Genomic DNA, 11,809 nt, shown 5'->3' with positions numbered 1-11,809 from the left:
AAATCCATAGAAATTTAAGATTAAGGGGATTAAACTTTTATTTGAAATCAGTAAATAAAATCTTCACAGATTGTACTAAATGAGTCTTTCTATGATTTTAGACACAATTACTTTCATAAAGTCACATTTATTCTTTTAAAACATATTTTAGTTCAAGAATAATGTTAATTAATTGTAAACAAAACAAACTCTCAAACTAAAAAACCCGCATATTCTCTAGCAAACTCCCTGCAAACACAATGGCTATTTTTTTTTAAACTAACTTTATTTAGAGTTTAAAAAAACGCTCTGAAAAGTTTTTTTTGAATAATATAGCTCTTTATCAAGTGAAATTTTTGAGACTCAAATTAATAATTGTGATATGTTTATATTAATACACAACAACGCTTATAATATTTATTATTTCACTCAAAATCAACAATTTATTATTACCAAAAAAGTTTTAACTTAGTAATACTTAAAATTTGAGAATAGCAGAAAGTACTTTTATTTAAATAGTAATAAATTTAATTAAGCGGCTCATGGAAAAGAAAGATAAAAATACAGCACCACAGCGTACCGAAAGCAATCGTATTATAAACGCTCCACTGGTAGAAATTGACTTAAACCAATCCATTGTTCAAATAAAAAATGAGTCGAACTGGACGGATAAAGATCATAATTCAGTAACTGTTTTTAAATCAGAAACGATGCGAATTGTTTTATTAGGATTGAAAAAGAATGCAGAACTAAAAACACACAAAGCCGGCGGAGTAATTAGTGTACAAGTTTTACAAGGAAAAATAAACTTTGTTACAGAACAAAAAAGTATTTTGATTGAAAAAGGACAAATGATCGCATTACATGAAAATATTCTCCACAGCGTTTTGGCTTTAGAAGAAACTTTCTTTCTTTTGACACTTGCTTCTAATAAACAAATAGAATAACTATAAAAACAAAACAATACTATGGAAACATCAAAAGATCAATCAGATAATACCACACCTAAAGTTACCGGAATTGGCGGTGTTTTCTTTTTTTTAGATAATCCGAAGGAAACCAAAAATTGGTATGCTAAAAACTTAGGTTTTGAAATCAACGAATGGGGTTCTGCAGGTTTTGAATCAAGAAATATCGATAAACCAGAACAAATAGAATCAACACAATGGTGCCCTTTTAAAAAAGGAGATGAATATTTTTCTCCATCCAAAAAAGATTTCATGATCAACTATCGCGTACAAAATATTGAGGCATTTGTAGAAAAACTCAAAGAAAATGGAGTAACAATTCTTGACGAAATTGAAACCTACAGCTACGGAAAGTTTGTACACATTATGGACATAGAAGGCAACAAAATTGAACTTTGGGAACCTATTTATTAAAGAGTAAAATCTGTTTGCATAAAGAAATAAATCAAAAAAAATGAAAACAAAAGTTCAAATACATAGAGAAGAAAAACATCTTACTCAGACTGAACTTGCAGAAAAATCAGGGCTTTCATTACGAACCATACAAAGAATCGAAGCAGGAAATATTCCAAAAGGATTTACCCTGAAAGCATTAGCAAAAGCATTTGAAATTGATCCTGAAAGCCTAATTTCTAATGCACAAGAAAATCCCGAAATTAAACGTGCAAAACTGATTAATTTTTCAGCCTTATCTTCTCTTGTAATCCCATTTGGAAATATTATTTTTCCTTCTATTTTAATTTACAAATCAAAAGAGCCAAAAGCAAAAGAACTTGGAAAAAGCGTACTAACAGTTCAAATTATTTACACTTTTATCCTTGGAACTTTAATGATCATCAGTCCATTTATTCAGAAAGTGTTTTCGTTGCAATTTCCACTATTTATTGTCTTTTTAGTGGTAATGAAAGCAGTAAATATTTTTATAATTTTTAAAAATGGTTTGAGTTTGTCTCAAAAATCAGACTTGTGTATAAAACTAAAAACCAATATTTTATAACTATTGTCATAAAGATGACGTAAAAAAGTCATATCCTTTTTTCTGCCAAAACGCATAATAATTCTCAATATTGCTCAAAAAAAGTTATGAAAGTAATAAAGAGAATTCTACTAATTTTTTCTGCAATAATTGTTTTATCGTTAGCAGGCGGTTATTTTTATTTTGATAATAAATTTAGTCCTCCCGAAAACTATCTAAAAGTTTCTGGAAATGCAGTTAATCTGCCTATAAAATGGATTTCTGACGGAGACAATCAATATACGGCACTTCTATTACCTGTTCAAATAAAAGGAATTGAAAAAACATTTTACATGCAGCTTGATTTCGGTTCACCTATTACCGTTTTTTATAAAAAACCAATACAATCAATACAAGAAAAATTTGCAAAAAAAAATCAATTTAAGCATACACAAAAATACATTTCATCAAGTCTTAGAATGGATAACTTGAATATTTCATCAAAAAATTTTCAAATATTGGATTATGGTAAAAAAGTCGATTTTGATAACCCAGAAACTTTAAATATCATTGGGACTATTGGAACTGATTTGTTAGAGAAAAAAACTATTATTCTTGATTTTACCAAGAGCTTATGCTCATTTAAAGACTACAGCATCACCAAAGATTTTACTCCGTTTGAGTTTAAAAAACGTAAACTTCTCCTTCCTGCAAGAATCGAAAATCAAAGTTTAAAATTGCTATATGATTCTGGAACCAGCGGTTACGAATTAATTGTAAATAAAGAAGAATGGCAAAAATACAGAACCAAAAACAGTAAACTAAAAATAGAAAAAGGGAACTCGTGGGGAAATGTGTTAACCGTTATTTCTTCAGCTGCAAATAAAGAAATGGAACTAGGAAATACAAAATTAAAAATATCTGAAGTGACTTATATCGAAGGTATTTCTAAAATGCAGACCTTTTTAATGAAACATTCAGGAATGCAGGGAATGATTGGAAACAAACTTTTTTTAAACCATAAAATCATAATTGACTGTAAAAACGAACGATTTAAAATTGAGTAAAACGATATAAAATAAAAAACCTTAATCACTAAATATCAACACTATATTCAATTTAAATAGTTTTGTGACCAAACAAAATCAATAAAAGCTTAATTTTATATTTTTAAAATTAAGCTTATGGAAACGAAACAAATATGGGCTAATTTAGCTGTAAAAGACCTCGAACGAACTACTAAATTCTATACAGATCTGGGATTTAAATCAAATGGAAGTTCCAAAGAAATTACCAGCTTTTTTGTTGGAGATAACAAGTTTATTATACATTTCTATTTAAAAAAGCAGCTCGAAAAATTTATGCCTGAAATAGCTGATTTATCCAAAGGAAATGAAATTTTATTTTCACTCTCAGCAAAAAGCAAAGAAGAAGTTGATCAATGGGCAGAAACTGTCAGGAAAGCTGGTGGCAAAATTTTTCTTGAACCATCAAACTACGATCTAGGTTACACTTTTGGTTTTTCTGATTTAGACGGACATAAATTTAATGTTTTATATTGGCCTGGAATGTAAAAATAACCAATCTTAAATCTGCTCCAAACAATTATTTTTAAAGCATAATTTCTCTTTCATCACTAAATATTGTTTTTGAACGTAAATTGTTGCAGCAAAAAATAATTGTTATTTTAGATCAATAAAAATTTTAGCAGCACGTTGTTAAACAAGCAGTGTAAACAATTAAAATGACATCATTAATAGCATATTTTACAAAACTTGGCTTTTTAGAAAGTGATTTATCCGAATTTTTAAGCTGTATAAAAACTCGTAACTTTTCGGCAAACGAATTGATTTTAGCCGATGGACAATTGGAGAATTATTTATCCTTTATAGATACAGGAATAGTTCGATATTACGTGATTGCAAACGAAAAGGAAATTACATTCGATTTCGCCTTTAAAGATTCATTCTATTGTGCATACGACTCCTTTTACAATAGAACAAAAACTAAAATTTACATTCAAACATTAACCGATTGTCAACTGCATTCAATATCATATGAGAGTTTGCAAAAGCTGTATACAAAATGTGAAACAGCCAAAAAACTAGGCCGCATCGCAACAGAATATTTGTTAGAAAAAAAAGTAAAAAGAGAATTAGACCTGCTTACCAAAACACCGCAAGAACGATACTCTAAACTGCTTCTTGAACAGCCAAAATACATTCAGCAAATTCCCTTAAAATACCTTGCATCTTATATAGGCGTAGTTCCAGAAACGTTAAGCCGAATTAGAAAACGCATTACTTGACCAAAGTCAATTCTCAAAACTTTTAATAGACAGAGCTTTGTATTATTATTTAAAAAACTAAAATTTAATACAAAATGAAAGTTACAATTACGCATATCGACACAGCCTGTGTTTTAATAAACATTAATGGCTTCAAAATTCTAACAGACCCAACGTTAGACAAAAAAGATATATTTTTTCCTAAGTGTGTCAGCAGTCCCCTGGCCTTTTCAAAAAAATACATTGATCCATCGTTATCAATAGAACAAATTGGCAAAGTCGATTTAGTTCTCTTAAGTCACGATCATCATAAAGACAATTTGGACAATCAAGGGAGAAATTTCATCAAAACCGTTCCAGTTGTTCTCTCCACAAAAGATGCCGTCAGACGTCTAAAAAACAACAATACAATTGGTCTTGACAACTGGGAAGAATACCAAGTAGAAACTACAAAAGTAAAACAGCTTAAAATAACTGCTATACCTGCGCAGCATACAAACATCAAAAGATTAGACAAAATCATGGGTAAAGTTCTCGGCTTTACCATAGAATGGGAAGAACAAACAGGCGGCTGTATCTATATTTCTGGAGACACCGTATTTTTTGATGGCTTAGTTCAATTAGAGAGAAAGAAAAAAGTAGATATTGCCATTTTACACTTAGGTTCAGGCGCGTTTCCCTATCTAAAGAAAAACTTGCGAGTAACTATGAATGGTGAAGAAGCCGTAAAAACAACCCAGCTTTTAAATCCAAATATTGTAATTCCGATACATTATGAAGGCTGGTGGCATTTTAAACAATCTGCAAAATCCTTAAAAAATGAGATTGAAAAATCTGCGTTTAACGAAAAATTTCTATGGCTTACAAGCGGAGTTGAAACTGAATTAGCTTCATAAAGTAAAGAAAAATAACAAAACCTTCAAAATCAAAAGACTTTGAAGGTTTTGAAAAACCGATCGCCGCATCATAGCAAGAATATTTCTTATCTTCGCACCATAAAAGTCAACAACCATTAATCTCGCAATTGCTATTCTTAATAATAGTAAACCATTCTTGATTAAAAAAAATGGATATCTGTTTACAGAAAATAGGATAAATCTTAACTCATTTAGACGGCAAGTTGAAAAACAAAGAAGAAGTGAATAAAGTTGAAAATGAGAAAGCAAACTGGACTATCTGCCAAGAATGTCAAGGACGCGGTAAAATAAGTAAAAGACTTAGTAAAAAAGTACGACTGCGTTACCAAACTGAATTAGATCAGTTTGAAAAAACAAATAAAGAAGGAACAATCCCAGTTCGTCCTAAAGCTCCCCAACAACCTTGTTTAAAATGTTTAGGATCAGGCTTGATTGCATCTGAAAATCATCCAGCAGCAGATACAGAAAATTATCCCCATGTTGCCATTATTGGCGGCGGTATAGGCGGAGTTGCACTTGCCACAGCTTGTTTACACCGTGGAATCCCTTTTACACTATTCGAACGAGATCAAAATTTTGATGCCCGATCTCAAGGTTACGGACTTACTTTACAGCAAGCTAGTAAAGCGATTGAAGGATTAGGAATTTTTACCTTAAAAGAAGGAGTCGTTTCAACAAGACACATAGTTCATAACACTGATGGAAAAGTAATTGGAGAATGGGGAATTAGAAAATGGATGCAATCAGACGAAAAAATCGCTCCAAAACGCAACAATATACATATCGCCAGACAAGAACTGCGATTAGCAATGCTTGAACAATTGGGCGGACAGGATAAAATAAAATGGGGACATCAATTAGTAGATTTAAAAGAAGATAATGAAGACGTCAGCCTAAGTTTTCAAGTGAATGAAAATATAATAGAAACCAAAGCCGATCTTGTAGTTGGTGCCGATGGTATTCGAAGTTCAGTCCGCAGATTTCTAATTGACGATGACAACTCTCCCCTGCGCTATTTAGGCTGTATTGTAATATTAGGAATTTGCCCTTTAAGCGCACTTGAAAACCTTAAAAGTTCTTTATTAGACTCGGCAACAGTATTTCAAACCGCCAATGGCAATGAACGCATCTACGTTATGCCTTATACAGCAGATTCAGTAATGTGGCAGCTTAGTTTTCCGATGTCTGAAGATGAAGCTAAGGCATTAAGCGCCTTAGGACCAAAAGCCCTTAAAGAAGAAGCATTCCGCAGAACTCAATGGCACAATCCCGTTCCTCAGATTGTACACGCCACTTTAGAAGCTCAAATTTCTGGTTACCCCGTATATGACCGCGAACTGTTAAAACCAGAATCGCTTGAAAAAGCAACATTTGCAACCTTGATTGGAGACGCCGCCCATCCAATGAGTCCATTTAAAGGACAAGGAGCAAATCAAGCGATCTTAGACGCACTCTCGCTTGCTCGCGGCATATTTAAAGGATGCAAACCGTTGTCGCAATGGAGAAAAAAAGGAATCAGACAAAGCGTACTCAAAGAGTATGAATCGGAAATGCTAAAACGAAGTGCAGTTAAAGTAAAAGATTCAGCAGAAGCCGCAGAATTCCTGCATTCAGAAATTGTACTTCATAAAGGAGACGAACCAAGAGGCAGATGTTTGAAAAAATAAATTAAGAAGTCACTCTTATTTCAATTTTGACATCTCTTAATAACCTAAATATATTTATTGATTACTTGATTTTTTTACCAATATTGAATCAGTGCTTGATTATCGAATTAATTTTAAATAAGCACTATAAGCATCATCTTTAATAGAAGTTCGCAGATAAATTTCGTTTTCGTCTTTTGTTTTAAACTCAAACTGAATCAAAGCAGCATCCGAATAATAATATAAAAAATCATCTTCAGCAAATTCCAGATTTGAGATAGGTTTAGTGATTAATTTTACTTCAAATGCTATCTCACCATTCATTATGTCTATTTGAAAAAGTTTTCCTTTGCGAGTGTATCCCCAAATATTATCACTTTCTTCAACCATATATTCGACATTATTATCTTTAAAGTCTGTTTTCCAAATCTGAGTTCCCGTTTTTGAGTCCACCGCATATATAGAAGAACCTTCTGGTCCTTGTGCGGCGAAATATACTTTTTTGTCCTTGCAAAATATACGATCCTTAATATCGTTTTGATTTTCATCTATCTTAAACTGCCATAAAACATCTAGTTTATCTGGACTTAAAGCAAAAACCACATTTTTTTCATTTGCAATAAATACATTTTCACCATCCGTTACAGGCTTTCCAGTCATAGCTTCCTCAAAGCCTTTTTGGTTGAGAAGTTTACCTGTATTTGCTTCAAAACTATAGAAATTAGATCCGCTTTGTACAAAAACTTTGTTATCAAAAAATAGAACCGGATTGTCATTATATAAATTATCCAGCTTATAATTCCATATTAAACTGCCGTCTTTTATATCAAGAGCATAAATGTTATTATTTGGACTTTGAGTCGTTATAAACAATTTTCCGTCATTTATAATTGGAACTTGATTCTTTAGTACAATTTGATCCGTGATATTTCCAAGTCTAGATTTCCAAAAAACAGAACCCGTTTGACTGTCAATTGCAAAAATTTCACCGTTAACAAACGGAATGTAAATAACTCCATCAAGCAGCGTTACTTGATTTGCACACATTTCAATAGTAAGATCTGTCGCTTTTACAGTCCAATTAAATGCTTCTTTCTCTAAATTGAATGACATCAAAGATCCATCGTAATCATAAATCAAAATTGACTCTTTATCTAATGGAACTTTTTTAAGAGGTTTTATCGCTTTATGAGTAACCATATCAATATCCGTTAAAACTTTATTATTAGAATAATTAGTTTTACCAGACTTCGATTGCACTGTCGCTTGACCAAATATATTTATTACAGTAAATACAAATAAAAGAGTTATCAGTTTAGTTTTCATTTTTAAAATTTGGGTTTCATGATTTGATTTCTTTTTCAGCACTAAAACTGCTAAATAAGAAAATATCGATGTCAAATATAGTTAAAAATTACTATCGTATTTTAGAGGTAATAAAGTCTTCGTTATCTTAAACAGAGTTACTAAATTGTAGTAAAAATATTTCTTATATTCGTTTTAAAGAAAACCAATTGAACTATAACCAATTTATACGAAAGCTTAAAAAACATGATAAAAAAAACAATACTATTGATTTTGGCAATAACGGGGCTTTTTTCTTGTAAGCAAGATCATAAATCAACATCAGATAATGGTGCTGCAAAAACTTTAGATTCAGTAAAAAGTATCGAAAACAAAAAACAAGTGGTACTTAATAAAGCCATTTACACCAAATATGAGTATTCTGATCCTAAAGGCGGAAGCCTACTAATAGAAAATAGTTTACCAAAAGGCGGAATGAAATACACTGATCCAAAAGGCAAAGTATATGTTTATGTTGTATTTTGGACTCAAGTCAGCAATCAAACAGCTAATCCTCTTGAATTAAAAATGGATTTTCCTGTACATTCCTATGAAGTTCCCGCTTTACCTGGCCAATACTTTAAAATTTTGCTTCCTCCCAACGAAATGACATACGAGAAAATTCCCTTATTTAATTATGGCTTGAAAGATTTAAATTCATTCTTAGATAAAAGTAGTGATAAATCATCTTCACTAAAAAGAACTATTAATCCGAAGCAATCGAGTAGTTTTTACGTTGTTTTACTTTGCGTAACAGAAGGAGCGCATGGTACTTTGCGAACTGGACTCAGTTTAAAAGGGCAAAATCTTTTTTATACAATCAACGATAAAGAAATTCCGTGCGGAAGCATTAATTTGAAAGATTTAACGTTAGAAGAGTAACTATTTTAAACATGTAGTAAAACCTTATTCTTACAACTGTTTATATTATTTTTTCCAATTTCCTTTTGGACAAAGTAACTTCTCTGATAATCCTTTAGACGTCGTTTTTAAGACAAAAGATTCAAATTTGAATAAAAAAACTCCTTAATTCCTTAAGGAGTTTTTTTATGGACCTTACATAACTATTGATAAATCACCCTATTTATTCTTCTCAATCAATTCAATAATTTTTAAGGCTACACCATTTGATGATTGAAAATTTTGTCCTGTAATAATTCGACCATCCTGTTCAACATAAGATTCATTTCTCTTTGAAAATTTAAAATCTCCTCCTCTTTCTTCTATTGTTTTCTGAATTAAAAATGGAAAGTGTTTAAAATATTCGCCATCTTGTTTTTCAAAAGAATCAGGATAACCGCTTATTTTTTTTCCTTCCACCAAGAACTTCCCATTTTTAGTTTTTAAATTAACAATACCCGCAGTTCCATGACATACCGAAGAAACAATACCGTTATTATCTTCATAAACTTGCATACTGATGCGTTGAATGTCTAAGTTTTCAGGAACATCATACATGGCACTTCCACCTCCAATATAATGAACTGCTTTGTAATTTCTATAATCAACTTCTTTAGGACTCAGAGTATATTTTATTGCATACATAAAGTCTGGATTGTATAAATACTTTTTTTGCATGTCATCAGAAGTATTAATATAAGCCAAAGGAATGTCGCCGCCATTTGGACTTACAAAATCAACGGTATAACCTGAATTTACAAAAGTATCATAAGCGTTTACGATTTCGGCAAAGCTATTACCTGTTGAAATTTTTGAATTTCCGTAGTAATGTGCATTTGAAACAATGAATAATATTCTTTTTCCCATTTTGTTACTTGGTTTACTACTTGCCGATTTACTGATTATCTTCCATTCTCCTTGAATCTTTTTCAGCAAAAACATATCCATAAATTCTTGTTTCCTTTCAGGAATGAGAATTTCGGCTTTTGCAACAGCAATATCATTATAATATTCTATCGAGATAATTCTCCCTATACGACCGTTAAATTCACCATTCTTTCCTTTTTGAAACCAAGTGACATATTCTGCTATTGGAACTATCCATAAAGGCTTTTCTTTATGACTTAGAAAAAGATCAGCTTCAGAATAAAAAGCCTTACTAATACTCTCAGGCTTATTATAAGATGTGCCTTCAATATAGTTTTGAATACAATCTTCAATTAGAGACTGATCTGATTGTGAAAAAGATAAATTTGATAGTAATACAAATAGAATTGCGAAAAAGATTTTTCTCATAAACTTTGGATTTTAATGATTTAAAAATGTTCGTCAAAACTATATTGATTAAGTTTTAAATCGTTCCAAGTTTATAATATCGGACTCCAAATGTATATTTTAGGAGTAGAAATTACCCTTTTTGGTAATTTGAAGGTGTTGTGCCTGTGATTTTTTTAAAAGAACTATAAAATGTACTGCTGGAATTAAACCCAGATTCAAAACCCACAGCTTCTATTTTAAACTGATTACTATCTTTTAACAACCGTTTTGCTTCATCAATTCGGTATTCATTGATGAATTGAGTAAAACTTTTATTCAAATTGTCATTAATAAATTGTGACAGCAATTGCGGGCGAATATTTAATTCTTTTGCTAAAATTGATAATGTAAGATCTGGATTAGTATATATTTTTCTTGTTTCAAAAAGTACATTGATCTGTTCTTGAATTTCTCTTACTAATTTTTCATCTATTTTGCTTATGTATTTTTCTTTATTGCTCGCCGAGATTAATGTTTTGTTCTTTACATAATAAATCAGAAGGAAAGAAATGTAAAAACTGAAAGAAAAGGCCAAAGATCCAGAAATATATGATGTGTATTTAGCCAAAGTATACGAAAGCCAAATTGCAAAAACACCACAAATAACTGATAATATCCAAGTTTCATGATAGTTAATTTGACCTCGATTAGTTACTAACTTTCTAAAAATATGTTTGGCTTCATAAATGGATAATACAATAAAAACAAACCATTGGATATTTATAAAATAGTAAATTATTCCTCTCCAAATTTCAGGGTTCTCTTTGTATGGAAGAAGAAAACCAAAAATACTTACAGCTGTAATTAATGAAGCAATTGTATATTTCGCAAAAGAATGATTAAGAGTTTGCAATATTGATCTAACATAAAAATACAAGAGTGGACCAATTAAAAAACAAGCTGACAAACCTATCTGTAAATATGTTTTTGACAATTGCGGATTAAAATTATAAAATACCGATTTCCCTATCCTTATACTTAGAGACAATAATAAAAGACCTAGAAATAAATCCGATTTAGCTTTATTGTGTTTGAAGAATAAAAAATAAAAACTCAAAACAACACTATTAAAAACACCTAGAGCACTTAAAAAAAATAATATTTGATTGTCAATATTCATTAATTAGAAAATATACTTTTTTTTGAAAATGTTTGCAGTTACCTTAAACATACCCACTAAAAACAATCGAGTAAGTTTTTTTACAATACTACATAAAAATATCAAAACAGTAAGTACGTTTTTCATAAACGGAATATTATTTTTAAGCATTGTCATAATCTGTTTTTTTTGCTAATTTTGCGATTGATAAATAAAAAGATTATGAACAGAAAGAGTTGTCTTCCACCACCAAGATTTTAATATTTCTTAGAAATTTTAAAAGTACTGCACGAATATTTTATTCGCTGTTTTATCGTACTTAAAATTCTCCATTAAATTTTAATTTAAAAATCTTGTCCCGAAAGGGATTGGTAGATAATTTTTTATGAAAAAATCA

The 11,809-nt window shown here is 30.6% G+C and carries 12 protein-coding genes; 9 read left to right on the top strand and 3 right to left on the bottom strand.

Annotation, left to right across the window (positions count from 1 at the left end):
- Positions 1–521 precede the first annotated feature (521 nt).
- The 8 genes from B0A81_RS18795 to B0A81_RS18760 all read left to right on the top strand — a co-directional run bounded on the left by B0A81_RS18795 (position 522) and on the right by B0A81_RS18760 (position 6,773).
- Entirely contained in the window at positions 522–926 is a 405-nt protein-coding gene (locus B0A81_RS18795) for a cupin domain-containing protein (RefSeq protein ID WP_089059429.1), read from the top strand.
- Between the two features lie 21 nt (positions 927–947).
- A complete protein-coding gene (locus B0A81_RS18790; protein ID WP_089059428.1) occupies positions 948–1,361 on the top strand; it encodes a VOC family protein in 414 nt (137 codons plus the stop codon).
- Positions 1,362–1,401: 40 nt separating this feature from the next.
- The gene (locus tag B0A81_RS18785; RefSeq protein ID WP_089059427.1) at positions 1,402–1,944 is read left to right on the top strand and encodes a helix-turn-helix domain-containing protein; all 543 of its coding nucleotides are present in this window, start codon (positions 1,402–1,404) and stop codon (positions 1,942–1,944) included.
- A gap of 86 nt (positions 1,945–2,030) precedes the next feature.
- Complete coding sequence (locus B0A81_RS18780) at positions 2,031–2,969, top strand: hypothetical protein (protein WP_089059426.1); 939 nt, start codon at positions 2,031–2,033, stop codon at positions 2,967–2,969.
- A gap of 117 nt (positions 2,970–3,086) precedes the next feature.
- Positions 3,087–3,476, top strand: coding sequence for a VOC family protein (locus B0A81_RS18775; RefSeq protein WP_089059425.1), 390 nt, complete (start codon positions 3,087–3,089; stop codon positions 3,474–3,476).
- A gap of 170 nt (positions 3,477–3,646) precedes the next feature.
- A complete protein-coding gene (locus B0A81_RS18770; RefSeq protein WP_089059424.1) occupies positions 3,647–4,210 on the top strand; it encodes a Crp/Fnr family transcriptional regulator in 564 nt (187 codons plus the stop codon).
- A gap of 74 nt (positions 4,211–4,284) precedes the next feature.
- Entirely contained in the window at positions 4,285–5,085 is an 801-nt protein-coding gene (locus tag B0A81_RS18765; RefSeq protein WP_089059423.1) for an MBL fold metallo-hydrolase, read from the top strand.
- Between the two features lie 224 nt (positions 5,086–5,309).
- Complete coding sequence (locus B0A81_RS18760) at positions 5,310–6,773, top strand: FAD-dependent oxidoreductase (protein ID WP_394364162.1); 1,464 nt, start codon at positions 5,310–5,312, stop codon at positions 6,771–6,773.
- Between the two features lie 99 nt (positions 6,774–6,872).
- On the opposite strand, the gene B0A81_RS18755 is transcribed toward B0A81_RS18760, so the two are convergent.
- On the bottom strand, positions 6,873–8,078 hold the full coding sequence (locus tag B0A81_RS18755; protein WP_089059430.1) for a PQQ-binding-like beta-propeller repeat protein: 1,206 nt from the start codon (positions 8,076–8,078) through the stop codon (positions 6,873–6,875).
- A 225-nt stretch (positions 8,079–8,303) separates the two neighbouring features.
- Here B0A81_RS18755 and B0A81_RS18750 point away from each other — a divergent pair, with 225 nt between their 5' ends.
- Positions 8,304–8,978, top strand: coding sequence for a hypothetical protein (locus B0A81_RS18750; RefSeq protein WP_089059422.1), 675 nt, complete (start codon positions 8,304–8,306; stop codon positions 8,976–8,978).
- A 198-nt stretch (positions 8,979–9,176) separates the two neighbouring features.
- Here the strand turns inward: B0A81_RS18750 and B0A81_RS18745 are convergent, their stop codons facing one another.
- Together B0A81_RS18745 and B0A81_RS18740 are read right to left on the bottom strand one after the other, a co-directional pair.
- The gene (locus tag B0A81_RS18745; protein ID WP_089059421.1) at positions 9,177–10,292 is read right to left on the bottom strand and encodes a nuclear transport factor 2 family protein; all 1,116 of its coding nucleotides are present in this window, start codon (positions 10,290–10,292) and stop codon (positions 9,177–9,179) included.
- 112 nt (positions 10,293–10,404) lie between these two features.
- Entirely contained in the window at positions 10,405–11,166 is a 762-nt protein-coding gene (locus tag B0A81_RS18740; RefSeq protein WP_165768097.1) for a helix-turn-helix domain-containing protein, read from the bottom strand.
- Between the last annotated feature and the right edge of the window lie 643 nt (positions 11,167–11,809).

It is taken from the genome of Flavobacterium plurextorum (assembly GCF_002217395.1).
Lineage (GTDB): Bacteria > Bacteroidota > Bacteroidia > Flavobacteriales > Flavobacteriaceae > Flavobacterium > Flavobacterium plurextorum.
Note: the sequence above shows the minus strand (reverse complement) of the source record. Positions and strands in the feature narration are given on the sequence as shown.